Annotated in this window: 22 protein-coding genes, 1 tRNA gene and 1 pseudogene; 3 read left to right on the top strand and 21 right to left on the bottom strand. The window is 68.0% G+C overall.

Annotated elements, in window-relative coordinates:
* Positions 1-128: pseudogene (locus tag AC1DN2_RS19020) on the top strand (IS30 family transposase); the annotation flags it as partial.
* Positions 129-791: 663 nt separating this feature from the next.
* On the opposite strand, the gene AC1DN2_RS19015 reads toward AC1DN2_RS19020, so the two are convergent.
* A tRNA-Leu gene (locus AC1DN2_RS19015) sits at positions 792-873 on the bottom strand.
* Positions 874-1,078: 205 nt separating this feature from the next.
* Here AC1DN2_RS19015 and AC1DN2_RS19010 point away from each other — a divergent pair.
* Positions 1,079-1,684, top strand: coding sequence for an ANTAR domain-containing response regulator (locus AC1DN2_RS19010; RefSeq protein WP_090957209.1), 606 nt, complete (start codon positions 1,079-1,081; stop codon positions 1,682-1,684).
* A 136-nt stretch (positions 1,685-1,820) separates the two neighbouring features.
* On the opposite strand, the gene pyk is transcribed toward AC1DN2_RS19010, so the two are convergent.
* The 11 genes from pyk to hisI all read right to left on the bottom strand — a co-directional run bounded on the left by pyk (position 1,821) and on the right by hisI (position 17,435).
* Positions 1,821-3,323 carry a pyruvate kinase gene (gene pyk, locus AC1DN2_RS19005; RefSeq protein ID WP_043436173.1) on the bottom strand — a complete coding sequence of 501 codons (1,503 nt, stop codon included), beginning with the start codon at positions 3,321-3,323 and terminating at the stop codon, positions 1,821-1,823.
* Between the two features lie 69 nt (positions 3,324-3,392).
* Positions 3,393-4,850: a glutamate synthase subunit beta gene (locus AC1DN2_RS19000; RefSeq protein ID WP_476851529.1), complete on the bottom strand. Its 1,458-nt coding sequence runs from the start codon at positions 4,848-4,850 to the stop codon at positions 3,393-3,395.
* A complete protein-coding gene (gltB, locus tag AC1DN2_RS18995) occupies positions 4,843-9,459 on the bottom strand; it encodes a glutamate synthase large subunit (RefSeq protein WP_476851528.1) in 4,617 nt (1,538 codons plus the stop codon). The genes AC1DN2_RS19000 and gltB overlap by 8 nt, the downstream gene beginning before the upstream one ends.
* 268 nt (positions 9,460-9,727) lie before the next feature.
* On the bottom strand, positions 9,728-11,038 hold the full coding sequence (gene lgt / locus AC1DN2_RS18990; RefSeq protein ID WP_476851527.1) for a prolipoprotein diacylglyceryl transferase: 1,311 nt from the start codon (positions 11,036-11,038) through the stop codon (positions 9,728-9,730).
* Between the two features lie 3 nt (positions 11,039-11,041).
* Positions 11,042-11,863 carry a tryptophan synthase subunit alpha gene (gene trpA / locus AC1DN2_RS18985; RefSeq protein WP_476851526.1) on the bottom strand — a complete coding sequence of 274 codons (822 nt, stop codon included), beginning with the start codon at positions 11,861-11,863 and terminating at the stop codon, positions 11,042-11,044.
* Positions 11,860-13,224, bottom strand: a complete 1,365-nt coding sequence (gene trpB, locus AC1DN2_RS18980) for a tryptophan synthase subunit beta (protein WP_476851525.1) — start codon at positions 13,222-13,224, stop codon at positions 11,860-11,862. The genes trpA and trpB overlap by 4 nt, the downstream gene beginning before the upstream one ends.
* Before the next feature lie 127 nt (positions 13,225-13,351).
* Positions 13,352-14,170, bottom strand: a complete 819-nt coding sequence (gene trpC, locus AC1DN2_RS18975) for an indole-3-glycerol phosphate synthase TrpC (protein ID WP_476851524.1) — start codon at positions 14,168-14,170, stop codon at positions 13,352-13,354.
* A 2-nt stretch (positions 14,171-14,172) separates the two neighbouring features.
* The gene (locus AC1DN2_RS18970; protein ID WP_476851523.1) at positions 14,173-14,460 is read right to left on the bottom strand and encodes an HGxxPAAW family protein; all 288 of its coding nucleotides are present in this window, start codon (positions 14,458-14,460) and stop codon (positions 14,173-14,175) included.
* Positions 14,461-14,587: 127 nt separating this feature from the next.
* A complete protein-coding gene (locus AC1DN2_RS18965; protein ID WP_476851522.1) occupies positions 14,588-15,292 on the bottom strand; it encodes a Trp biosynthesis-associated membrane protein in 705 nt (234 codons plus the stop codon).
* Positions 15,292-16,869 (bottom strand): anthranilate synthase component I, encoded by a 1,578-nt coding sequence (locus AC1DN2_RS18960; protein WP_476851521.1) that lies wholly within the window; start codon positions 16,867-16,869, stop codon positions 15,292-15,294. Before AC1DN2_RS18960 ends, AC1DN2_RS18965 begins: the two co-directional genes overlap by 1 nt.
* A gap of 122 nt (positions 16,870-16,991) precedes the next feature.
* A complete protein-coding gene (hisI, locus tag AC1DN2_RS18955; protein ID WP_476851520.1) occupies positions 16,992-17,435 on the bottom strand; it encodes a phosphoribosyl-AMP cyclohydrolase in 444 nt (147 codons plus the stop codon).
* Positions 17,436-17,612: 177 nt separating this feature from the next.
* On the opposite strand from hisI, the gene AC1DN2_RS18950 reads away from it, so the two are divergent.
* Positions 17,613-18,257 carry a TIGR03085 family metal-binding protein gene (locus tag AC1DN2_RS18950; RefSeq protein ID WP_028277041.1) on the top strand — a complete coding sequence of 215 codons (645 nt, stop codon included), beginning with the start codon at positions 17,613-17,615 and terminating at the stop codon, positions 18,255-18,257.
* Positions 18,258-18,364: 107 nt separating this feature from the next.
* On the opposite strand, the gene hisF is transcribed toward AC1DN2_RS18950, so the two are convergent.
* From hisF to pnuC, 9 genes are all read right to left on the bottom strand, one after another.
* Positions 18,365-19,141 (bottom strand): imidazole glycerol phosphate synthase subunit HisF, encoded by a 777-nt coding sequence (hisF, locus tag AC1DN2_RS18945; protein ID WP_476851519.1) that lies wholly within the window; start codon positions 19,139-19,141, stop codon positions 18,365-18,367.
* An 85-nt stretch (positions 19,142-19,226) separates the two neighbouring features.
* A complete protein-coding gene (hisG, locus tag AC1DN2_RS18940; protein ID WP_028277039.1) occupies positions 19,227-20,069 on the bottom strand; it encodes an ATP phosphoribosyltransferase in 843 nt (280 codons plus the stop codon).
* 104 nt (positions 20,070-20,173) lie between these two features.
* Positions 20,174-20,437 (bottom strand): phosphoribosyl-ATP diphosphatase, encoded by a 264-nt coding sequence (locus AC1DN2_RS18935; RefSeq protein ID WP_018772463.1) that lies wholly within the window; start codon positions 20,435-20,437, stop codon positions 20,174-20,176.
* A 166-nt stretch (positions 20,438-20,603) separates the two neighbouring features.
* Complete coding sequence (gene ribH / locus AC1DN2_RS18930) at positions 20,604-21,089, bottom strand: 6,7-dimethyl-8-ribityllumazine synthase (protein ID WP_476851518.1); 486 nt, start codon at positions 21,087-21,089, stop codon at positions 20,604-20,606.
* A gap of 45 nt (positions 21,090-21,134) precedes the next feature.
* Positions 21,135-21,797 carry a GTP cyclohydrolase II gene (ribA, locus tag AC1DN2_RS18925; RefSeq protein ID WP_230008403.1) on the bottom strand — a complete coding sequence of 221 codons (663 nt, stop codon included), beginning with the start codon at positions 21,795-21,797 and terminating at the stop codon, positions 21,135-21,137.
* Between the two features lie 46 nt (positions 21,798-21,843).
* Positions 21,844-22,557 (bottom strand): 3,4-dihydroxy-2-butanone-4-phosphate synthase, encoded by a 714-nt coding sequence (gene ribB / locus AC1DN2_RS18920; RefSeq protein ID WP_476851517.1) that lies wholly within the window; start codon positions 22,555-22,557, stop codon positions 21,844-21,846.
* Positions 22,554-23,240 (bottom strand): riboflavin synthase, encoded by a 687-nt coding sequence (locus AC1DN2_RS18915; RefSeq protein ID WP_476851516.1) that lies wholly within the window; start codon positions 23,238-23,240, stop codon positions 22,554-22,556. Before AC1DN2_RS18915 ends, ribB begins: the two co-directional genes overlap by 4 nt.
* Entirely contained in the window at positions 23,240-24,442 is a 1,203-nt protein-coding gene (gene ribD / locus AC1DN2_RS18910) for a bifunctional diaminohydroxyphosphoribosylaminopyrimidine deaminase/5-amino-6-(5-phosphoribosylamino)uracil reductase RibD (RefSeq protein WP_476851515.1), read from the bottom strand. Before ribD ends, AC1DN2_RS18915 begins: the two co-directional genes overlap by 1 nt.
* Positions 24,439-25,137: a nicotinamide riboside transporter PnuC gene (pnuC, locus tag AC1DN2_RS18905; protein WP_476851514.1), complete on the bottom strand. Its 699-nt coding sequence runs from the start codon at positions 25,135-25,137 to the stop codon at positions 24,439-24,441. Before pnuC ends, ribD begins: the two co-directional genes overlap by 4 nt.
* Between the last annotated feature and the right edge of the window lie 67 nt (positions 25,138-25,204).

Here is a 25,204-nt window from a genome sequence, read left to right as displayed (position 1 = left end):
GCACGGACCTGAGCATCCACAGCGCCGAAGACCTCGACTGGGTCGCACAGGAACTCAACGACCGACCACGCAAAAGACTAGAGTTCAGAAAACCGATCGAATTGATCGAAGGACTCCTGTTGCAATGACCGCCTGAATCCGCCGATCCCCCACCGCGACACCGTCCGCCCGCACTGGCGCTGCGAGAAATCAGATACAGATACTGGAAACTTGGATTCGCGCATGCCCCGCCCGCAAAACTGTCCCGCTCAGGTTGGACAATCGCGACAGTTGCACCCCTGCCCGCGCAGATCATCGGGCTACGCCCGGATCTCCACCAACGAACAGGACCTGACAGCGCCACGCAATGCGCTTTTTGGCTGGGTGTCCCCAGGGGGCCCGATCTATTTCGACAATGGCTGACCGACAGGAAAAAGAAACGGCCAGGACCAAGCGAAAGCCGTGGCGGCTGTTCGAGCCGGCGACGCCCCTTGTCGTCACCAAACGCGATAGGTTGGCCCGGCTCCTGCCCGCTGCTCGAGAACATTGCCGAGGACACAACGAAAATTTCCCAGGAGTTCTGGCTGCCGACAGGGATGACCATAGAGTTTTTGATCCCGAAGTCGCAGCAGGTCATGCAGTTCCAAGCGCTCCCGGCCATGAAGGAGTAAGCAGCAACACCGCTGTCCAAGGCAAGAGGAGGAGCCGCCAGACCGCAACGGGCATCAACAAAAATGGGCCCCCGCAGGGGCCCATAAAAGGAGATTTGTACACACTCAGCGGCCCACAAGCCCCTGAACAGGGAAAACACGTGCCCGAGGTGGGACTCGAACCCACACACCTTTCGATACCGCATTTTGAGTGCGGCGCGTCTGCCAATTCCGCCACTCGGGCGCGGAGTACACCGGTGTAACAATCAGCCTGCCACAGTGCTGTGAGCAACGCGATCGCTTCCAGTGCGCGAAATTACTCTACATGCAGATAGGCTGAATTCCAGAATCGCGCCAGTGACGCCGCATCGAACCAAACCGGTCCAAGTACATCGGCAGACAAAACCTATGATGGTTGAGTTCCCGCCGTACCTTTCCAAGGAGTTCCCGTGTCAGATCAGACGGAGTCAACCCCCACTTCCCAGCCGGCGCGCCGCGTTGTCGTCGCCGAGGATGAGACCCTCATCCGCCTGGACATCATCGAGATCCTGCGGGGCGAAGGCTACGACGTCGTCGGCGAGGCGGACAACGGCGAAAAGGCCGTCCAGCTTGCCGAGGAGCTCAAGCCCGACCTGGTCCTGATGGACGTCAAGATGCCGGTCATGGACGGCATCTCGGCCGCCGAGAAGATCGTCAAGGCCCGGATCGCCCCCGTGGTCCTGCTCACCGCGTTCAGCCAGAAAGAACTCGTGGAGCGCGCCCGCGACGCCGGCGCCATGGCGTACGTGGTCAAGCCGTTCACCCCGGCGGACCTCATCCCGGCCTTGGAGATCGCGCTGTCCCGCCACGAGGAAATCAAGGCCCTCGAGAGCGAGGTCACCGACCTGCAGGAGCAGTTCGCCACCCGCAAGCTCGTGGAGCGCGCCAAGAGCCTCCTGACCACCAAGATGGGCCTGACGGAACCGGAAGCCTTCCGCTGGATCCAGAAGACCTCGATGGACCGCCGCCTCAGCATGCGCGAGGTGGCCGAAACCATCATCAACCAGGTCAACTAGCGGCCGTCGGTTCCGGCCGCGCTCCGCGGCCGGAGGCCGCGCACTCGAAGCACCAAGCACCAAGCACCAAGCACCAAAAAGGGAGGATCCCCGCCAGCCGGCGGGGATCCTCCCTTTTGCATTCAAGCTTTCAGAACTAGGCCTGGACCCGGTTCTTCTTCTTCTTTTCCGGCCACGGGCCGAGCTTGTCCTTGGCCACGGCCGCTTCGCCCTGGCCGCCGATGTCAGCGAGGTCGCCTACCTTGTGGACCTTCAGCAGGTTCGTCGAACCGGCCTTTCCGGGAGGCGAACCGGCGGCGATGACCACCAGGTCGCCGTCCTCGACGACGTCGAGTTCCAGCAGGCTGCGGTCAACCTGGGCCGTCATCTCGTCGGTGTGGCCCACCATCGGGACCAGGACCGGCTGGATCCCCCACGTCAGTGCGAGCTGGTTCCAGACGTGCTCCACCGGGGTGAAGGCGAAGACCGGCTTGATGGGGCGCAGCCTGGAGAGGCGGCGTGCAGAGTCACCGGACTGGGTGAAGGTACAGATGTACTTCGCATCCAGCTGGTCGGCGATCTCGACGGCGGCCCGGGTGATGGCGCCTCCGCGGGTCTTGGGCTTGGTGCCGAGCGGGGGGACGCGCTCGAGGCCGTGGACCTCGGTGGACTCGATGATCCGGGCCATGACCTTGACGGTCTCGATCGGGTACTTGCCCACGCTGGTCTCGCCGGAGAGCATGACCGCGTCGGCGCCGTCGAGCACCGCGTTGGCGCAGTCGGAGGCCTCGGCGCGCGTCGGGCGCGGGTTGTCGATCATGGACTCAAGGACCTGGGTGGCTACGATGACCGGCTTCGCCCAGCGGCGTGCCAGTTCAACGGCGCGCTTCTGCACGATCGGCACTTCCTCGAGGGGAAGTTCCACACCGAGGTCGCCACGGGCCACCATGATGGCGTCGAAGGCGTCGATGATCTCGGGGAGCTGCTCCACGGCCTGCGGCTTCTCGATCTTGGCGATCACCGGCACGCGGCGGCCTTCCTCGTCCATGATCTCGTGCACGCGGACGATGTCCGAGGCATCCCGGACGAAGGACAGGGCAACCATGTCCACGCCGCGGCGCATGGCCCAGCGCAGATCGTCCTCGTCCTTTTCGCTCAGCGCCGGCACGTTGACGGCAACGCCGGGCAGGTTGATGCCCTTGTTGTTGGAGACCCAGCCGCCGACAATCACCTGGGCGACCACCTTGACGTCGTCGACGTCGATCGCGCGGAGGGCGACCTTGCCGTCGTCGATCAGCAGGGCATCACCGGGGTTGACGTCCTCCGTCAGGCTCTTGAGGGTCGTGGAGCAGATGTCCTTGGTGCCGGGAACGTCCTCGGTGGTGATCGTGAACGTGTCACCGACCTCCAAAAGGTGGGGACCATCGACGAAACGTCCGAGGCGGATCTTCGGGCCCTGCAGGTCGGCCATGATGGCCACGGCCTTGCCGAGCTGTCCCGCAGCCTTGCGGACGTTCTCGTAGGTGTTGTCGTGCACGGAGTAATCGCCGTGGCTCATGTTCATGCGTGCCACGTCAACGCCGGCTTCCAGCACGGCCAGCGTGTTGTCAAAGCTTGCGATTGCCGGTCCGAAAGTGGCCACGATTTTAGCGCGTCTCATATACCTACCCTACTGGTGTGTTGCATGGATTAAGTTGAAGTGCGGATGAATCCCGGAGGTCCTGTGGGACTACAGAACAGCCATCGCACGGTCGGTCGGCGCCACGGGTGCCGGCAGAATGGTGCTGCCCATCAGGAACTTGTCCACCGCGGCCGCGCAGGCGCGCCCTTCGGCGATGGCCCAAACGATGAGCGACTGGCCGCGGCCGGCGTCGCCCGCGACGAAGATGCCTTCAGTGTTGGTCATGTAGTAACCGTCGCGTGCCACGTTGCCGCGCCCGTCAAAGTCGGCCTGGACCTGGTCGGTGATCCCGGCCGGTTCGGCGCCGGTGAAGCCCAGGGACAGGAAGACGAGGTCCGCCGGAATGATCCGCTCGGTGCCGGCCTTCGGCAGGCGCTTGCCGTCGACGAATTCCGTCTCCGCAACCTTGACGCCCGTGAGTTTGCCGTTTTCCCCGACGAACTCCACGGTAGAGGCGAGGTAGGTGCGTTCGCCGCCTTCCTCGTGCGCGCTGGCGACCTCGAACAAGGTGGGGAATGTCGGCCAGGGCTGGTGGCCGGCCCGCTCGACGGGCGGCTGCTTGCCGATCGCCAGTGTGGTCACGGACGCGGCCTGGTGACGGTGCGCGGTGCCGAGGCAGTCGGCGCCGGTGTCGCCGCCGCCGAGGATGACCACGTGCTTGCCCGCGGCATTGATCTGGTTCTCCACGGTCTCCCCCGCCACCACCCGGTTGGCCGGCACGAGGTAGTCCATGGCGTAGTGGACGCCGTCGAGGTCGCGGCCCGGGATCGGCAGGTCACGCGGGACGGTGGCCCCGGTGGCGACGACGACGGCGTCGTACCGGCGGCGCAGCTGCTCCCACGTCACGTCGGTGCCGACGGCCACCCCGGTGCGGAACCGGGTGCCTTCGGCCTTCATCTGCTCCAGCCGGCGGTCCACCTGCTCCTTTTCCATCTTGAAGTCGGGGATCCCGTAGCGCAGGAGGCCGCCGATCTTGTCGTCGCGCTCGTACACGGCCACAGTGTGGCCCACCCGGGTCAGCTGCTGGGCGACGGCGAGCCCGGCGGGGCCGGACCCGACGACGGCGACCGTCTTGCCGGTCAGGCGCGCCGGCGGCAGCGGGTTGACCCAGCCGTTCTCGAAGGCCTGGTCCACGATGGACACCTCGACCTGCTTGATGGTCACCGCGGGCTGGTTGATGCCGAGTACGCAGGACGCCTCGCAGGGGGCCGGGCACAGCCGTCCGGTGAATTCGGGGAAGTTGTTGGTGGCGTGCAGCCGCTCCATCGCTTCCTCGCCCTTGTCCCGCCAGACGAGGTCGTTCCATTCCGGAATGAGGTTGCCCAGCGGGCAGCCCTGGTGGCAGAACGGGACGCCGCAGTCCATGCAGCGGCCGGCCTGGCTCTTGAGGACACCCTTTTCCTGGGCCTCATAGACCTCTTTCCAGTCCATGATGCGGACCGGGACGGGACGGCGCGGCTGGGTTTCACGCTGACGTACTTTCAGAAATCCGCGTGGATCAGCCACCGGTCACCTCCAGGATTCGAGACCAAACTTCTTCGCCGTCGGGGTCCAGGCCCTCTTCGATGGCGTCAAGACGGGTTTGCAGGACGGCCGCGTAGTCGCGCGGCAGCACCTTGGTTATGCGGGCTGCGGTGTCATCGAAGTTCTCGAGGAGCCGTGCCGCGAGCAGCGACTCGGTTTCCTCGAGGTGCTTCACCAGCAGCCCGTGGACAATGTCGCGGTCCTCGGCGTCGAGCTCGCGCAGCTGCAGCTCGCCTGACTCGAGGGCCTGCTTGTTGACGCGCTCGGTCTGCAGGTCCAGCACGTAGGCTGTGCCCCCGGACATGCCGGCGCCGAAGTTGCGGCCGGTGCGGCCGATGATGAGCGTCTGGCCGCCGGTCATGTACTCGCAGCCGTGGTCCCCGATGCCTTCGACCACCGCGGTGGCGCCGGAGTTGCGGACCAGGAAGCGTTCGCCGACCTGGCCGCGGAGGAACAGCTCGCCGCTTGTGGCGCCGTAGCCGATCACGTTGCCGGCGATCACGTTGCGCTCGGCCGGGAACACGTTGGTGCGGTCCGGCCGGACGATGATGCGGCCGCCGGAGAGTCCCTTGCCGACGTAGTCGTTGGAGTCGCCGAACATGCGCAGGGTGATGCCGGCCGGCAGGAACGCCCCGAGCGACTGGCCCGCGGTGCCATTGAGCGTGATGTCAATGGTGTCCGTGGCCAGGACGTCGGTGCTGAAGGTCTTCGTCACGACGTGGCCGAGCATGGTGCCGACGGAGCGGTCCGTGTTGATGACGTTCACGGAGATCTTCACCGGCGTGCGGTCGCTCAGCGCTTCGGCCGCCATGGCGATCAGGCGCTGGTCGAAGTGCTTGTCGAGTTCGTGGTTCTGGCCGGTGAGGTTGCGCAGCGGCGCGTCGTTGTCGAACTCGAGCCCGTGCAGGATCGGATCCAGGTCCAGCCCTTCGGCCTTCCAGTGGTTGATCGCGTCGCGGGAGTCGAGCATCTCGGCGTGGCCGATCGCCTCCTCGATGCTGCGGAAACCCAGCTCGGCGAGGATTTCGCGGACTTCCTCGGCAAGGAATTCGAAGAAGTTCACCACGAATTCGGGCTTGCCGTTGAACCGGGAGCGGAGCTCGGGGTTCTGGGTCGCGACGCCCACCGGGCAGGTGTCCAGGTGGCAGACGCGCATCATGATGCAGCCGGAGACCACCAGCGGGGCGGTGGCGAAACCAAACTCCTCGCCGCCGAGCAACGCGGCGATCACGACGTCGCGGCCGGTCTTGAGCTGGCCGTCGACCTGCACCACCACACGGTCGCGCAGGCCGTTGAGCATAAGCGTCTGCTGCGTCTCGGCGAGGCCGAGTTCCCACGGGACACCGGCGTGCTTGAGCGAGTTCAGCGGCGAGGCGCCGGTACCCCCGTCGTGCCCGGAGACCAGCACGACGTCGGCCTTCGCCTTGGTGACGCCGGCCGCCACGGTGCCGATCCCGACCTCGGAGACGAGTTTGACGTGCACCCGGGCCGAGGGGTTGGCGCGCTTGGCGTCATAGATCAGCTGCGCGAGGTCCTCGATCGAGTAGATGTCGTGGTGCGGGGGCGGCGAAATGAGGCCGACGCCGGGCGTCGAGTGCCGCGTGCGGGCCACCCAGGGGTAGACCTTCTGCGCCATCAGCTGGCCGCCTTCGCCGGGCTTGGCACCCTGGGCCATCTTGATCTGGATGTCGTCCGCGTTGGACAGGTACAGGCTGGTGACGCCGAAGCGGCCGGAGGCGATCTGCTTGACCGCGGAACGGCGGGTGGGATCGAGCAGCCGGTCCACGTCCTCGCCGCCTTCACCGGTGTTGGACTTGCCGCCCAGCCGGTTCATGGCGATCGCGAGGGTCTCGTGGGCTTCCTTGGAGATGGAGCCGTAGCTCATGGCGCCGGTGGAGAACCGCTTGACGATGCTGGAAACCGGTTCGACTTCCTCGAGCGGCACCGCGGCACGCGAACCGGCCTTGAACTTCAGCAGACCGCGCAGGGTCATGAGGTTCTCGGACTGGTCGTCAACGCCGCGGGTGTAGGCCTTGAAGATGTCGTAGCGGCGTTCACGCGTGGCGTGCTGGAGCCGGAAGACGGTCTCGGGGTTGAACAGGTGGGGTTCGCCGTCGCGGCGCCACTGGTATTCGCCGCCGCCGAGCAGGGGCTGGTGCGGCAGTTCGATGCCGTTCTCGGGGTAGGCCATGCGGTGCCGGGCCAGGACTTCGGCGGCAATGACGTCGAGGCCGACGCCGCCGAGCTGGGAGTGCGTGCCGGAGAAGTACTCGTCCACGAGGTCCTGGCCGAGGCCGAGGGCTTCGAAGGTCTGGGCACCGGTGTAGGAGGCCACGGTGGAGATGCCCATCTTGGACATGATCTTCAGGACGCCCTTGCCCAGGCCCTTGATCAGGTTGTAGACGCCGTCCTGCGGGGTGACCCCGACGACGTCGCCGGAGGCGATGAGCTGTTCCACGGATTCCATGGCCAGGTACGGGTTCACGGCGGAGGCGCCGTAGCCGATGAGCACGGCGACGTGGTGGGTCTCGCGGACGTCGCCGGCCTCCACCACGAGCGCGGTTTTGGTGCGGTTGGCGCTACGCAGCAGGTGGTGGTGCACGGCGCTGACCAGCAGCAGGGACGGGATCGGGGCCCACTGGGCGTTCGAGTCGCGATCCGAGAGCACCACGTACTGCACGCCGCGGTTGATGGCGCCGGAGACCTGCTCGCAGATTTCGGTGAGCCGGGCCCGGAGGGAGTTCTCGCCGCCTTCGGGGCGGTAGAGTCCGCGGACCTTCATGGCGACCTTGCCGCCGTCGGCGCTCTCGATGTTCGCGATCTTGGCGAGCTGGTCGTTGTTGATCACGGGGAACGGCAGCGAGACCTGCGGCTGCCGGACCTGCTTGGTGTCCAGCAGGTTGCCGTTCGGGCCGATTGCGCACGTCAGGGACGTGACGAGCTCTTCACGGATGGCGTCCAGCGGCGGGTTGGTGACCTGCGCGAAGGACTGCACAAAGTAGTCGAAGAGCAGCCGCGGCCGCTTGGACAGCACGGCCACCGGGGTGTCCGAGCCCATGGCACCGAGCGGTTCGGCGCCGGTGCGGGCCATCGGGCCCAGCAGGATTTTCAGTTCCTCGGTGGTGTAGCCGAAGGTGCGCTGGCGGATGTTGACCGAGGCGGCGGTGTGCACGACGTGCTCGCGTTCGGGCAGGTTCTTGAGGTCGATCAGGTTGTCCTTGACCCATTCGGCCCAGGGGTTCGCCGCGGCAACCTCGGCCTTGACCTCGGCGTCGTCGATGATCCGGCCGGCCCCGGTGTCCACCAGGAACATCTTGCCCGGCGAGACGCGGCCCTTCTTGACCACCTTGGAGGGTTCGACGTCGATCACGCCGACTTCGGAGGCGAAGACGATCAGGCCGTCCTCGGTGATCCAGTACCGGCCCGGGCGCAGGCCGTTCCGGTCCAGCGTGGCGCCGACCAGGTTGCCGTCCGTGAAGGAGACGGCCGCCGGGCCGTCCCACGGCTCCATGAGCATCGAGTGGTATTCGTAGAAGGCGCGGCGGGCCGGATCCATGGTGGCGTGGTTTTCCCACGCCTCCGGGATCATCATCATGATCGAGTGCGTGATGGGCCGGCCGGAGAGCCAGAGCAGTTCGGCGACCTCGTCGAAGGAGGCCGAGTCCGAGGCGCCCGGGGTGCAGATCGGGAACAGCTCTTCGGGTGAGTCCCCCAGCAGCGGGCTGGCGAGCTGCGACTGCCGGGCCCGCATCCAGTTGCGGTTGCCCTTGACGGTGTTGATTTCGCCGTTGTGCGCGATGGTGCGGAACGGCTGGGCCAGCGGCCAGGACGGGAAGGTGTTGGTGGAGAAGCGCGAGTGAACGATCGCGAGCTTGGTCTTGAAGCGCTTGTCCGACAGGTCCGGGTAGAACGGCTCGAGCTGCGCGGTGGTGAGCATGCCCTTGTAGACGATGGTCCGGGAGGAGAGCGACGGGAAATACACGCCAAACTTGTTCTGGGCGCGCTTGCGGATCCGCCAGGCGCGGGAATCGAGCTCGTTGCGCTCGAGGGTTTCCCCGGTGCTGGAGGCGAAGAACGGCTGCGAGAAGTACGGCATGCAGGCCCGGGCCATGGCCCCGACCAGGTCGGCCACGATCGGGACTTCACGCCAGCCCAGGACGGTCAGGCCCTCGTCCGCGGCGAGGCCTTCGATGCCGGCGCGGGCGGCGTCGGATTCGCGCTGCTCGGCGGGCAGGAACGCGGTTCCCACGATGTACTGGCCGGGGGCCGGAAGTTCGAAGTCCGTGACTGCGCGGAAGAATTCGTCCGGCACCTGCATCAGGAGGCCGGCGCCGTCGCCGGTACCTTCATCGGCGCCCACGGCACCGCGGTGCTCGAGGTTGCGCAGGGCGGTCAGGGCGGCGTCGACGATGTCGTAGCCAGGCTCACCGCGGAGCGTGGCGATGATGGCCAGGCCGCAGGCGTCCTTCTCGTTTTCCGGGTTGTAGAGTCCGGCAGCGGCCGGAATCGCCGCGAAGCGGCTGAAGGGTGACGCGGCAGCCGAGGGCTGGTCCGGATCGGACCAGCTGGGGCTGTGAAGAGTTTGGGTCATTGGAGACGTCCTTCCTCCTGATCGTGCGTATGGGAGGGACAACATTGGCCCCACTCGGCACGCCGGTGTGTGACGGGCGCAACAGAGTGTTTTTCTAACTGGAATTGTAGGCCAGCCCGGCCTCCTGTACTAACAGTTACGCAGGTGCTGGCCCGGGCTTGCATGGACAGCTTCGATCTGCTGTCCACGGCAAGCCCTCTTGCCACGACGCTGTGGAGTCGGGTCCGGTGAGCGGTGGCTCCGGTCAACCCGAAGTGCCGGCGCTGAGCTACTTGGTGCCCTCAGCCTCCGGCGCGGTTCCAGTTCCCTGGCGGCCGGAAACTCCGGCTGCCGGAGCTCCATTGGCGGGCGCGGTGCCGCCCGTGGAGTCCCTGCCCGCATCCTCGGATGCGCGAACTGGTCCGCTTTGGTTATTCCGGAGATTAGCACGGGATTCACTATCTGAGACAGCGGCGTCCGAATGGCGGATGGTTGCCGCGTCTGCGGGAACGGTGGCGCGGACGGCGCGTTCGGCGCCGGTGGCGTCGGCGGTGCGGTCAGCGCTGGTGGCGCGGTCAGCGCTGTCGGCCTCGGTCGCGTCAGCGTCCGCCTTTGACTCTGCCGACTCTTCCTCCGCCGACTTTTCCTCAGCCGGCGAAGTCTCCACCGGCTGGGTCCCTGCCGGCTGTGTCTGTGCCGGTGCACGGCCGGGGAGGAACGGGGTGTCCGGCTCGGAGCGCTTGCGCAGGCCGAGGAGGATGAAGGCGAGCAGGGCTCCGGCGAAGACGATGATGCTGGTCCAGACATTGAGCCTGGTGGTGAGCCCGAAGAGGGTGATCTGTTCGGCGTCGTCGATCCGCATGGCCTCGATCCAGACGCGGCCCAGGGTGTAGTACATGGCGTAGACGCAGAAGAGGCGGCCGCGGCGGAAGCTGAATTTGCGGTCGAGTGCCAGCAGGATCAGCACGCCGGCCAGGTTCCACAGCGACTCGTAGAGGAACGTCGGGTGGAAGAGCGTGTCCGTCGGCATGCCGGCGGGGAAGTTCGGGTTGTTGGGATCGATCTGCAGCCCCCACGGAAGCGTGGTGGGACCGCCGAAGAGTTCCTGGTTGAAGTAGTTGCCCCACCGGCCAATGGCCTGGGCCAGCAGCAGTCCGGGGGCCGCGGCGTCCATGAAGGCGCTCAGCTTCACCCCGGCACGCCGGCACCCGATCCAGGCGCCCACGGCGCCGAGCACGACGGCGCCCCAGATGCCCAGGCCGCCGCGCTGGATCTGCGGAATCAGGGACAGGTCCCCTGTGCCGTCGAATCCCGGGCCGAAGTAGGCGTCCGGAGAGGAGAACACGTGGTACAGCCGTCCGCCGATAATGCCGAACGGGATGGCCCAGATGGCGATATCCCAGACGCTGCCCTCGGGGGCGCCGCGGCGTGCCCAGCGGACCGAGGTCAGCCACAGGCCGGCAATAATGCCGGCGAGGATGCACAGGGCGTAGGCGTGGATGCGCAGGGACCCCCACGGCAGCGGGATGTCGAATCCGGACCAGCTGGGGCTCGGAATGCTCGCGGGAATCATCGCCGCCGCGTGGAGGACTGACTGCATTGCTTAGGCTTCTTCCTTGGTAAGGCCGGTGCTGAGGTCTTTCGTCAAGGAGGCTACCGCATCCACGCCGCCGTCCCGGATTGCCGCGACGAGGGCGGTGCCGACAATCACGCCGTCGGCGTACTCGGCGATCTCGCGGACATGGCTGGCGGTGGAGACGCCGAGGCCCACGCAGACGCGCTCGGCGCCCGCGGCGTGCGCTGCGGCGACGACGTCCCTGGCCGCGGAGCTGACCGAGGTCCGGGCGCCGGTGACGCCCATGATGGAGACGGCGTAGACGAAGCCGCGGCTCGCGTCGACCGTGCGTTTCATGCGTTCGGGCGAGGACGAGGGAGCCACGAGGAACACCCGGTCCAGGCCGTACTTGTCCGAGGCCGCCATCCATTCGGCGGCCTCGTCCGGAATGAGGTCGGGCGTGATGAGCCCGGCTCCCCCGGCCTCGGCCAGGCGGCGGGAGAACTCGTCCACGCCCATCCGGACCACGGGGTTCCAGTAGGTCATGACCAGCACGGCGGCGTCGGTCTTGCTCGTAATGCCGCGGACGACGTCGAAGACCTCCCGGACGTGGAAGCCCTTCGCGAGGGCCTCCGTCGTGGCAGCCTGGATGACCTGGCCGTCCATGACCGGGTCCGAGTACGGGATGCCGATCTCGATGAGGTCGGCGCCGTTCTCGGCCAGGGCGATGCCGGCGGCAATGGTGTCTTTAACGCTCGGGTAGCCGGCGGGCAGGTAGCCGATCAGGGCCGCCCGGCCCTGGGCGCGGGCGCGGTCAATGGCCGCGGCCGACTTGCTGGCGTGCTGGGTGCCGTCCTGGCTGGTGCTCACAGCTGTTCCCCCTCTTTGGCGATTTCGGCTTCAGGTGAGTCCTTGTCCAGCAGGTCGAACCATTCCGCGGCCGTGGCCACGTCCTTGTCGCCGCGGCCGGAGAGGTTCACGATCACGATTTTCTCTGAGGAGGCTGTTGCCTTGCCTGCGGCCGCGTCGGCGGCGAGCCGCTGGCCCACCTTGATGGCGCCGGCGAGGGCGTGGGCGGACTCGATGGCGGGGATGATGCCCTCGGTGCGGCACAGGAGGCGGAAGGCCTCCATGGCTTCGCTGTCCGTGATGGGCTCGTAGCTGACCCGGCCAATGTCGGCGAGGTAGGAGTGCTCGGGGCCGACGCCGGGGTAGTCCAGGCCCGCGGAGATCGAGTGCGACTCGATGGTCTGGCCGTCGTCGTCCTGCATGAGGTAGGAGCGGGCGCCGTGCAGCACGCCGGGCTTGCCGAGGGTGATGGTGGCTGCGTGGCGTCCGGTTTCGACGCCCTCGCCGCCGGCCTCGAAGCCGTAGATCTTGACCGAAGGGTCATCGAGGAAGCCGTGGAAGATTCCGATCGCGTTGGAGCCGCCGCCGATGCAGGCACAGACGGCATCCGGCAGCCGGCCGGCCTGGTCCAGGATCTGGGCGCGGGCTTCCTCGCCGATGACCTCGTGGAAGTAGCGGACCATCGCCGGGAACGGGTGTGCTCCGGCGGCGGTGCCCAGCAGGTAGTGCGTGTTGCCCACGTTGGCCACCCAGTCGCGCAGGGCCTCGTTGATGGCGTCCTTGAGCGTCTGGGATCCGTTGGTGACCGGGATGACCGTGGCGCCGAGGAGCTCCATGCGGGCCACGTTGAGGGATTGCCTGCGGCAGTCCTCGGCGCCCATGTAGACCACGCATTCCAGGCCCAGCAGGGCTGCGGCCGTGGCGCTGGCGACGCCGTGCTGGCCGGCGCCGGTTTCGGCGATGACGCGGGTTTTGCCCATCCGCTTGGCGAGCAGCGCCTGGCCCAGGACGTTGTTGATCTTGTGCGAGCCGGTGTGGTTGAGGTCTTCGCGCTTGAGGAAGATCCGCACCCCGCCGGCGTGCTCGGCGAAGCGCTTGGCCTCGGTCAGCAGCGACGGCCGGCCTGAGTAGTTCTTGTTCAGTTCGGCGATCTGGGCTGTGAATTCCGGATCGGCCTTGGCCTTCTCGAAGGTGTCCTCGAGCTCGTCCAGGGCCGCGATGAGCGACTCTGGCATCCACCGGCCGCCGTAGTTCCCGAAGTAGGGCCCCGGGGCGTGGCGCAGGGACGGTTCGCCCTGCGCGGGATGCTCCGCGGGGCGGCCACCCTGCAGGAACGCGTCCACGGCACTTTCGTCAGAGCCGGCTGCTGGTGCATCGACCATCAGTCTCACCATCCTGTTCCACTGCTAGCTTTGGGGATCTGCTGATGAGATCCGCTCATTGGTCCGGGCAAAATCGCGGGCCCGGCACCGCTCACGGTCCGGACGGAGGCGCCAGGACCGGCCGGCCTCAGGCGCGCGCGGCGATTGCCGTCGCGCCGGCAGCCATGAATTCGGCGATCCGCTCGCGGGGCGTCGCGTCACTGACCAGCGCCTCGCCGACCAGGACCGCGTTGGCTCCGCGGGCCGCGTAGTGCTTGACGTCCTCGACGTCGCGCACACCGGACTCGGCGACCACGAGCGCACCGGCGGGAATGCCGCCGGTCAGCGCCGCGAAGACGGAACGGTCGACGTCGAGCGTCTTGAGGTTGCGTACGTTGACGCCGATGATCCGGGCCTCCGCGGCGACTGCGCGGTCGATTTCCTCCGCCGTATGGGTCTCGACCAGCACGTTCATGCCGAGCTCGCGGCTGAGGGCCGTGAACTCACGCAGCTGGGCGTCCGAGAGCGAGGCCACGATCAGCAGGATCAGGTCGGCACCGTGCGCCCGGGCCTCCCAGATCTGGTACTCGTCAACCATGAAGTCCTTGCGCAGCAGCGGAATGTCCACGGCTGCCCGGACGGCGTCGAGATCGGCCAGGGAGCCGCCGAAGCGGCGCTCCTCGGTCAGGACGCTGATCACGGCGGCCCCGCCGTCGGCGTACTGCGCGGCGAGGGACGCGGGATCGGCGATGTCCGCGAGCTGGCCCTTGGACGGGCTGCGGCGCTTGACCTCGGCAATTACCTTGAGCTGGTCCCGGCTGCTTGAGGTCCCGCCCAGGGCGGCCCAGGCGTCACGGGCGGGCGCCGCCGCGGCGGCACGCTCTTTCAGCTCCGCGAGCGTAACCAGACGCTGGCGCGCCTGCATATCCTCCCTGACACCGGCATTGATGTCGTCGAGAACGCTCACGCTCAGTGGCCGGAGTTCTTCAGCTTGCTGCCGCCGACGCCGTAGCCGGCCTTACGCATGGCCCAGCCGGCGAGCAGGCCGACCACCATGACCGCCGCACCCGCGACAAAGATCGGGGTGTTGGCGATGACGAAGGCGATGGACGCAATGAGGGCGCCGATCAGCATCACGATCACGCAGGTCCACGCGGCCGGGCTGTTGCCGTGACCCTGGGGTTCGCTGTGGTCGACGTCGTCGTAGACGCCCTTCGGCGCAGCGGACGTGGATGCGGAAACAGTGGCTTTGCTCATTGAAATCTCCTCAGGATGAATGCTGCTTACATTCTGCCATTTTTTGCTGTGTTATTTGGCCGCGTTGCCGGTCGCGTTGCTGGGCCGCGTAACCGGTCGCGTTGCCGGTCGCGCCCGCGGCATCGGCTCAGGTGGGGTCGTCACCGCGGGACAGCCGGTCCCAGCTGTCAATCTCGTCCGCGGGGGCGGCCGGCGCATTACCGCCAGCTGCAGTTCCGCCGGCGGCGGGCCCGGCGGCGGCCGCGTCATATTTGGTGCGGGTCTTCCAGTAGCGGCCGGCCGGCACGATCGCGAGGGCGCTGAGTCCCAGCAGGGCTCCGGCGACGACGGCGAGGACGGGGAACACCGTGACGTCCACCTGTACGCTGCTGCCGCTGATTCCGGTGGCGGCCGCGATCGATCCCTGCGCCGCGGCCAGCGGGTCCGCCAGCACGACGGCTGCCGCGGCGACGATGCCCGCGGCCGCGAGGAGGATGATCGCCGTGATCACCCAGCGGGCCACGCGGCCGGCGATGGAGGCCGCGAGGCCGCCGGCGAGGGCCACAAGCGCCAGGGCTGTCACGGTGGTGGCAGCCTTGCTGCCCTGGACCTGCAGGCCGTCCTGGCTGGCCACGGCCGCGCCGAGCTGCGTGGGATCGAGGTGCACGGTGAGCCAGGTCTGGGTGGTGGTCCCGAACACGGCAAGGGCCAGGGCAGCGATCACCAGGACCAGGGTGGACTTGCGGGCCCATCCCGGGACGGCGGCCCGCCCGGGGCTCTTCACAGTGCTCTTCACAGTGCCCTTCACGGTGTTCTTGGCGGTGTTCTTGGCGGTGGCTTCCGGCTCCCCCATCAGGACTCGGCTCCTGCGTCGGGCGCTGCGTCAGTGACTGCGTCAACGGTGATGTTGTGCAGCGACCTGGCGGTGTGCACGGCGCGCAGCGGGGCGGCGGCCTTGTTCACGGTTTCCTGGGCCTCGGTCGGGTTCACCGAATCTGCGACGATCCCGCCGCCGGCCTGGACGTACGCGCGTCCCTCACGGAGCAGGGCCGACCGGATGGCGATCGCCATGTCCATGTCCCCGGCGAAGTCCAGGTACCCCACCACGCCGCCATAGATGCCGCGTCGGTGCGGTTCAAGTTCGTCCAGCAGGCGCAGGGCCCGCGGCTTCGGGGCGCCGGAGAGGGTGCCGGCCGGGAACGTGGCCTTGAGCACGTCGTAGGCCTTGGCTGCCGGGGCGAGCTCTCCGACCACGGTGGAGACCAGGTGCATGATGTGGCTGAAGCGCTCCACTTCCATGAATTGCGTGACGTCGACGGATCCTGCCACGCAGACCTTCGAGAGGTCGTTGCGGGACAGGTCGACCAGCATCAGGTGCTCGGCGCGTTCTTTCTCGTCCGCCAGCAGTTCCTCGGCCAGGGCCTTGTCCGCCTCGACCGTCTTGCCGCGCGGGCGTGAGCCGGCGATGGGGTGGGTGATGACTTCGTCCCCGGTCACGGTGACGAGGGCCTCCGGCGAGGAGCCGACGATCGTGTATTCGCGGCCGGCGGCGTCCTCGAAGCTGAAGAGGTACATGTAGGGGCTGGGGTTGGTGTTCCGCAGGACCCGGTAGACGTCGAGGGGGTCGGCGCCGCACTCCATTTCGAAGCGGCGGGAGATCACCACCTGGAAGACCTCACCGTCCACGATCGCCTCCTTGCCGCGGTCCAGGGCGGCCAGGTACTCGGTTTCGTCCCAGCGCTCCTGCACACTGGACGCGAAATCCAGGGCGGCCGTCTCCAGCACGGAGACCGGCTGCTCCACGGGGCGGCTGATCTTTTCGAGCAGGGCTTTGACGCGGGCGACGGCGTCATGCCAGGCGTCGTCGACCCGTTCGGTGCTGTTGTCGAAGTTGATGGCGTTGGCGATCAGCAGGACGGTGCCGTCCATGTTGTCGTGGACCGCCATGTCGGTGACCAGGTTGAGGGCCATTTCCGGCAGTTGGAGGTCGTCCTCCGGCGGGCTGGTCAGTTTCTCCCAGTGCCGGACGGTTTCCCAGCCCAGGAACCCGACCAGGCCCGAGGTGAACGGCGGGAGGCCGTCGAAGCGCTCGGTGCGCAGCGCCGCGACGGTGTCGCGGATGGCGTCCACGGGGTTGCCGTCCAGGGGCACACCGACCGGGGGCTCGCCCAGCCAGTGCGCGCTGCCGTCCTTGGTGGTCAGGGTGGCCCGGGAGCGGGAGCCGATGAAGGAATAGCGCGACCAGGCGCCGCCGACCGCCGCCGATTCCATCAGGAACGTTCCGGGCTGGCCATGGGCGAGCTTGCGGTAGAGCCCGATCGGGGTTTCGGCGTCAGCCAGCACCTTGAGCCGGACGGGGATGACACGGCTGTGGCCTGCGAGTTCGCGGAACTCTTCGAGGCCGGGGCTGATGATTCCAAGGTCCTGCATGGCTGTGCTTTCCGCCTGTTCTTTAGGTGGACCTGCGACCGGATCCGGTCATGGGATCCTGCCTGGGGTCCGGTTCGTGAAGCTGTGGAAGCGCCGGGGCGCTCTGCCGGTGTGCCGGGCGCCTAGCCTCCGTGGCCGACGACGGCGTCGAGCTCGCGGCCGTCGAAGCACGTCCGGGTTCCGGTGTGGCAGGCCGCGCCGACCTGGTCGACCCGCACCAGCAGCGCATCGCCGTCGCAGTCCATGGCCAGCGACTTGACCCATTGCACGTGCCCGGAGGTGTCTCCCTTGCGCCAGTACTCCTGGCGGGAGCGCGAAAAGAACGTCACGCGCCCGCTGGTCAGGGTGCGGTGCAGCGCTTCGTCGTCCATCCAGCCCAGCATCAGCACCTCGTGGGTGTCGAATTGCTGGATGATGGCGGCCACCAGGCCGGCGCTGTCGCGCTTGAGCGCGTCCGCCAGTCCGGCCGGGAGGGGGCTGCCGCTGACGGGACTGCGATCGACGGCGCTGCCGTTAATGGCGCTGCCGTTGGTGGGGCTGGGGGCGGAGGCGGGCTGCTCAGACATCAGATCAAGTCTAGTGCCTCCGGGCCGGTCGCCGGCCTGCGGACAGGTCCCGCCGCTTAATACTGGCGCGCCAATCGGCCCGGCGCCGCGGTCCGGCCCTGCATCATGCGGCCGGGCGCGGTCACGGCGGCGATTCCTGTGCCCACGCACGGCCGTCTCGTGCTAGTTTCACAAGTGATGCATTTCGTCGAACCGTCCCGAGAAGTCCTGGCCGAAACCCTGCTGGCGGCCGGCCCTGATGCCGCCACGCTCTGCACAGGTTGGCTCACCCGCGATCTTGCCGCGCACCTGTACCTGCGCGAGCGGAAAATCGCCGTCGGACTGGGCCTGCTGATCAAGCGCCTGTCCAAGGCCTCGGACCAGGCGACGGCCGAACTGGCGGGCACCCTGAAGACCACCGAGGACTACGCCAAGCTGGTCAACGACTTCCGGGCCGGTCCCCCGGCGCTGTCCCCGCTGCGGATCAAGGCGCTGGACGAAAGCTCCAACCTGATCGAGTACTTTGTGCACACCGAGGACGTCCGCCGCGCCGTGGACCGCTGGGCCCCGCGCGCCCTGGACCAGGCCTACTCGGACGCGCTGTGGGACGAGCTCGTCAAGCGGGCCGCGATCCTGTACCGCGGCGTGGATCTGGGCATCGTGCTGGTGAGCCCCTCGGGTCCGCGGCATGTCGCCAAACGCGCCCCCGTGTCCGTGGCCATCGTCGGCGAACCGGGCGAGCTGCTCATGCACGCCCACGGCCGGACCCGCCACGCCCTCGTGACCTTCGAAGGCCAGCCGGACGCCGTCGCGCTCCTGCAGTCCGCCGAAGTCGGCCTCTAATCCCCACCCGCTCCCTAAAAAAATAGAGCAACGCGGGGTCACTTACGGCCCATAATCCCGTCCGGGATGGGCGGTAAGTGACCCCGCGTTGCTTTAAGCGGTGGGGATTAGCGGACTTCGAAGCCTGCGTCGCGGATCGCGGCCTTGACCTGCGCGATCATGTCCAGCGGGCCGAAGTGGAAGACCGAGGCCGCCAGGACGGCGTCGGCGCCCGCTGCCACGGCCGGCGGGAAGTGCTCCGGCTTGCCGGCGCCGCCGGAGGCGATGAGCGGGACCTTGACCCCCGCCCGCGCCAGGCGGATCAGTTCCAGATCGAAGCCGTCCTTGGTGCCGTCGGCATCGATCGAGTTCAGCAGGATTTCACCCACCCCGCGGTCGGCCGCTTCCCGCGCCCAGGCGATCGCGTCGATGCCGGTCCCCTGCCGCCCGCCGTGCGTGGTGACCTCGAAGCCGGACGGCGTAGGCTGCGAGCCCGGACGGGTGCGCCTCGCGTCGAGGGAGAGCACCAGGACCTGGGAACCAAAGTGCCGGGTGATCTCGTCGATCACGTCCGGCCGGGCCACGGCTGCGGTGTTGATCGCAGCCTTGTCCGCGCCGCAGCGCAGGAGCTTGTCCACCTCGGCCACGCCGCGGACGCCGCCGCCGACCGTCAGCGGAATGAAGACTTCCTCGGCGGTGCGGCGGACGACGTCGAACGTGGTCTCCCGGTTGCCGGAGGACGCCGTGACGTCAAGGAAGGTCAGCTCGTCGGCGCCGCTGTTGTCGTAGCGGTGCGCCAGTTCCACCGGGTCCCCGGCGTCGCGGAGGCCCTCAAAGTTGATGCCCTTGACCACGCGGCCGGCTTCGACGTCGAGGCACGGGATGACGCGCACGGCAACAGTCATGACTTCTCCTGGTACTTGCAGGCGGGTAATTGCTGCAGGGTGATTGCTGAAGGTGTTCCTGGCGGGACCCGGCGGGGCGGGGCGCCTAGATGCGGCAGGCGTGGATGCTGCTGACCAGGATGGCGCGGGCGCCGAGGTCGTAGAGCTCGTCCATGATCCGGTTGGTTTCCCGCTTGGGCACCATCGAGCGGACGGCCACCCAGTCCGAATCGCGCAGCGGCGACACGGTGGGCGACTCCAGGCCGGGGGTGAGCCCGGCGGCCTGCTCGACGAGTTCCTTGCGGATGTCGTAGTCCATCAGCACGTACTGCCGGGCCACGAGGACGCCCTGGAGCCGGCGGATCAGGACCTCCGTGGCAGGGTTCTGCTCGCCCTTGCGGCCAATCAGCACGGACTCCGAATTCAGGATCGGCTCGCCGAAGATCTCCATGCCGGCGGCCTTGAGCGTGGTGCCGGTCTCGACGACGTCGGCAATCGCGTCGGCGACGCCGAGGCGGACGGAGGATTCCACGGCGCCGTCAAGGCGGACCACCTTGGCGTTGATGCCGCGCGCGGCCAGGTAGCCGCGCAGCAGTCCGTCGTAGCTCGTGGCCAGGCGCTTGCCCTCGAGCTCGGCGACCGTGGTGAAGTCGCCGACCGGGCCGGCGAAGCGGAAGGTGGAAGCGGCGAAGCCCAACGGCAGCAGCTCCTCAGCCTCGACCTCCGCGTCGAGCAGCAGGTCGCGGCCGGTGATGCCGACGTCGAGCGTTCCCTGGCCCACGTACACAGCAATGTCGCGCGGGCGGAGGAAGAAGAACTCAATGTCGTTGTCCGGGTCCACCATGACAAGCTCGCGGGTGTCGCGGCGCTGGCGGTAGCCTGCCTCGGCCAGCATGGCCGCGGCAGCTTCGGACAGGGATCCCTTGTTCGGGACGGCAACTCTAAGCATGGGAAAAGTCTCTCTTGGGTGTGGAAGTCTCTGTTGGGGCACATCGGCCACGCGGTGCACGGGCTCCGCCAGCGAAGTCATGGCGGTGTCCGGTGCGGGCGCGGCTACAGATGCTTGTAGACGTCTTCCAGGGTGAGTCCTTTGGCGAGCATCAGAACCTGCAGGTGGTAGAGCAGCTGGGAAATTTCCTCGGCGGCGGCCTCATCGGATTCATACTCCGCAGCCATCCAAACCTCGGCTGCTTCCTCCACGACCTTCTTGCCGATGCCGTGGACTCCGGAATCCAGTTCGGCGACGGTGCGGGAGCCCTCCGGGCGGACGGCTGCCTTTTCACTCAGTTCTGCGAACAGCGACTCGAAATTCTTCACGCCCCCAAGCCTACTTGCTCCCGGCGCGGGAACGCCCGCCGGGGCGTTGCATGACGGCGGAGATGTGAGGCACTGCATATCCAACACGGCCAGCGAGGCCGGCACACTCAGCCGGCGCGGGCGGCCAGGGAGGCGCCCGCACCGGCTTTGGCTGCAGCCTGGCGGCTCAGCCGAACTGCTTGAGGGTCACTGCCGTGGCCAGGGCGGCGGTAACGGCCTCGTGACCCTTGTCCTCGGTGGATCCCGGCAGGCCGGCCCGGTCAATCCCCTGCTGCTCGGTATCGCACGTCAGCACGCCGAAGCCCACGGGAACCCCGGTGCGGACGCTGACCTCAGTCAGGCCCAGGGTGGCCGCCTCGCAGACATATTCGAAGTGCGGGGTACCGCCCCGGATGACGACGCCGAGCGCCACGACGGCGTCGAAGTGCGGTGCCAGCCGGGCGGCCGCGACCGGGAGCTCAAACGTGCCCGGCACGCGCAGGACGGTCGGCTCATCGATGCCGGCGTCCTTCGCGGCGCGCAGGGCGCCGTCGAGCAGTCCGTCCATGATCTGGGTATGCCAGCTCGCGGCCACAATGGCCAGCTTGAGCCGTGAGGTTTCTTCAGGCTTGAAGGTGCTGAGGTCGATCTGGGGGGCGCCGTGGCCGCTCATAGGGTATTCCTTGCTGTTGAGTCTGGTGGTCGTGTTGCTGCCCGGTCAGTCCTGGTCGTGCTCGAATCCGGACAGGCCGGCGGCCGGAGCCGGTTCAACGTCCAGGACCAGGCGGTGGTCCATCCGGTCCTTCTTCGTCTGCAGGTAGCGGATGTTCTGCTCCCGGGAGGGGACCTCCGTGGGGACCATCTCCACCACCTTGACGCCTGCCTGCGCGAGCCGGTCCTGCTTGTCCGGGTTGTTGCTCAGCAGCCGGATCTCGTGGAGACCCATCTCCGCGAGGATCTGGGCCGCGGCCTTGTAGCAGCGTGCGTCGACCGGCAGCCCGAGCTGTTCGTTGGCCTCCACGGTGTCAAAACCGGCCTCCTGCAGGGCGTAGGCCTTCATCTTGTTCGCCAGGCCGATCCCGCGGCCCTCCTGGCCGCGCAGGTACAGCAGGGTGCCGCCGAGTTCGTTGATCAGCTCGAGCGCATAGGCCAGCTGCTCGCCGCAGTCGCAGCGGTAGGAGCCAAACACATCGCCGGTGAGGCACTCCGAATGGAGGCGGACCAGCGGTGGCTGGCCGTCAACCGGCGCCATCGGTGAACTGACGGCCAGGTGCTCCGCGCCGGTGTCGAGGTCGGTCCAGGCCTGTGCCACGAAGTCGCCGAAGGCGGTGGGCAGCTGGACGATGGGTCCTGCGCTGACCGGATGCGGTTGACGGGCCATGGCCGTCTCTTCTCGGGTCTCCGAAGTCGTCACTATTTCTCCTCCATCAGACAGGGTCCGCTGCGTGGCTGCCGTGCTGTTCCGCTTCAAGATACGCCACCAGATCCGCAATCGAAATCAGGGGGCAGCCATGCTCGATGGCGAAGCCGCGCAATCCGTCCAGCCGCATCATTTCTCCGTTGTCGTACACCAGCTCTGCTATCACGCCCACGGGCTCCAGGCCCGCGAGCCGGCACAGGTCCACGGCCGCTTCGGTGTGGCCGGGACGTTCCCGCACTCCCCCCTTAACGGCGCGGAGGGGAAAAACATGCCCGGGACGGGTCAAGGAATTTGGCCGGCTTTGCGGGTCGGCCAGGATCCGGGCCGTCAGGGCGCGGTCCGTGGCGGAAATTCCGGTGCTGACACCCACGGCGGCGTCGCAGGACACGGTGTAGGCGGTGCCCTTCGCGTCTTCGTTGATTGCCACCATTGGCGGCAGCGCCAGGGCGTCGGCCCGGTCGGCGTCGAGCGGTACGCAGATCACGCCGGAGCTGTAGCGGACTGTCCAGCCCATCAGCGCGGGGGTGGCGTGCTCGGCAGCGAAAATGATGTCGCCTTCGTTCTCGCGGTCCTCGTTGTCCACCACCAGGACGGGCCGCCCGGCTGCCATGGCGCTGATGGCGTCCTCGATCGGATCGAGGCCTGCACGCCCGGTGCCGGCAGCGGCGGTACGGAGCACCGCGGCCACATCATGGCCGGGCTGGTCCGTGACCCGGCTCATTTCGCGGCCCCGTCCGTGAGGGCGGCTTCTCCGGCGGAACCTTCGGCTGCCCTGTGCGCGGCGGGCGACGAACCGCCGGCAAAGGACAGCAGGCGTTCGGTGTACTTCGCCAGGACATCGACTTCGAGGTTTACATGGCCGCCGGGTGTCTTCTGGCCCAGGCCGGTCTCGGCCAGGGTGGTCGGGATGAGCCCTACTTCAAACCAGGGCGCCGGATCGTTGGCCGGGCTGACTGCCGTGACGGTGAGGGAGACGCCGTCGACGGCGATGGATCCCTTTTCGGCGATGTACCGGGCCAGCCCGGCCGGCACCGCGAACCGCAGCCGGTCCCAGTTGCCAAGCCCCTCGCGCTCCACGAGTTGCCCGACGCCGTCGACGTGGCCCTGGACCACGTGGCCGTCCAACCGTCCCCCGGCGGGGACGCAGCGTTCCAGGTTGACGGGATCGCCCGCAGTGAGTTCTCCGATCGTGCTGCGGACCAAGGTCTCGCCCATGACGTCAACGGTGAAGTCCCTGCCGTCGATCTGCGTGGCGGTGAGGCAGACGCCGTTGACCGCTATGGAACCGCCCAGGGCGAGACCGTCCGTGGTGCCGGGTGCGTGGAGCCGTACGGTGGCGCTGCTGTCCCCGTTGCGCTCAATGGACAGGACCTTTCCCTGCTCGGCGATAATTCCGGTAAACATCAATTGCCTCCTGCGGCGGTGTCCGCGCCGGTGCGGTGCGGGGTGGTATCGGATGAAGTAGGGGTGGCGGCCGGGTCAGCCTCATCGGCCGGGGCGGCCGGGCGAAGATGGAGCCGGAGGTCGCGGCCGAGGACCTGGACGGCGCCGCCGGATGCCGGGTCCCATTCCCAGCGCTGGGCATCGGCCAGGGTCGTGATGCCGAGGTCGTCCAGGGCGGCGGTGCCGGAGCCAAGCAGTGTGGGCGCCAGGTAGACGATGAGTTCGTCGACCAGGCTGGCGGCCAGGAACGCGCTCAGGATCCGGGAGCCGCCCTCCACCATGAGGTGCCGGACGCCGTGTGCGAACAGCTGGTCCAGGGCCTCGCGCGGGTCGCGGGTGGCCAGGTGCAGGACGTTGCCGTCGGCTCCGTGGATGGCGGCGTCGTCGGGAATGCCCCGGTACCCCATCACGGCGCGGAGCGGCTGTTTGCCCTCTGCTTCGCCGTCGCCGTTCCGGGCGGTGAGCCGGGGGTTGTCGATCAGGACCGTCTGGGTGCCCACCAGGATGGCGTCTATCCGGCCGCGCAGGGCGTGGTTGTCGGCGAGCGATTCCGGGCTGGATATCCATTGGCTGGTGCCGTCGCTGGCGGCGATGCGGCTGTCGAGGGTCTGGGCGATATGCAGGGTGACGAACGGCCGTTTGGCGGCGACGGCGTCGAACCAGCGCCGGTTCAGGTCCAGCGCCGCCTCGGCGGCCAGCCCGGAGCGAACGCGGACTCCCGCGGCCCGGAGCGTCACGGCGCCGCCGGCGGCCGGGTCGTGGGGATCGTCGACGGCGTAGATGACGTCGGTGATGCCGGCATCGATGATCGCCTGCGCGCAGGGCCCGGTGCGCCCACAATGGTTGCAGGGCTCCAGCGTCACCACGATCGCCGCGCCGCGGAGGTCCCGGCCCGCCGCCTTCGCCTGGCCGATGGCGTCAGCTTCGGCGTGGGCAGTCCCGGCTCCGCGGTGGTAACCGGTGGCGAGGTGCGTCCCGTCGGCCCCGACGACGACGGCGCCGACGAGCGGGTTGGCGCCCCGCGGGCCCTGCGCCGCGGCGGCCAGGGCAGCCTGCATCGCAGCATTCTCGGCAGTGTTGAACGCGGCAGTGCCGGTCGGGGCAGCGCCGGACGGCGCGGCGCTGAATCCGGCGCTCACGCCGGCGGTGTTGAGGGCACTCACTTGGCCACCACGGGGTCGGAGAAGGCGGTTTCGACCGTGACCGGCCGGTTCGCCAGCCTGGAGGCACGCCACCAGACAAAGAACCCGGCCAAGGTGAAGAAGCCGTAGAAGAGGTACATGACGGCGCTGGCGTAGTAGCCGGCGCTGAACAGCAGTGGCACACCGACGATGTCCACCGCCACCCAGATGAGCCAGAACTCCGTCCAGCCCCGCGCCATGCCGTAAGTCGCCAGCAGCGAGCCCATGAACGTCCACGCGTCGGCCCAGACCGGCGGGTAGGAGCCGAGGGAGTCGAAGACGGGGGTAAGCGCCATGGTGCCGGCCACGAGGCTGAGGGCCAGGATCACCCGGGTCTGGTTGCCGGCCCAGCGCGGCGCGACGGCAGTCCCGCCGCTGCCGGACTTACTGCCCTGCTGCCAGCGGTACCAGCCGTAGAGGGCGACGCCGATGAACATGACCTGGCGTCCGGCCTGGCCCCACAGCGTGGCCGGCGTGGCGGAACCGAAGACGTTGCCCAGGAAGACCGTCAGGAGCAGCAAGTTGCCGGCGATGCCGACGGGCCAGGCCCAGACCCGGCGGCGCATGCCGCCGACGGCGCTGGCGAGGCCAAAGATGTTGCCTAGCACTTCACGAAGAATCAGGACAGATCCGCCTACGGGGATCTGCGCTTCGAAGAGCCATCGCAAGGGGTCCATGTGTGTGTCGTTCCTTCCCTCAAGAACCGCGATGGCTCCGGGGGTATACGACAGCGCAATTATGCGG

The organism is Arthrobacter sp. 01L42, assembly GCF_056400005.1.
This window is presented reverse-complemented; position numbering and strand designations above follow the sequence as displayed.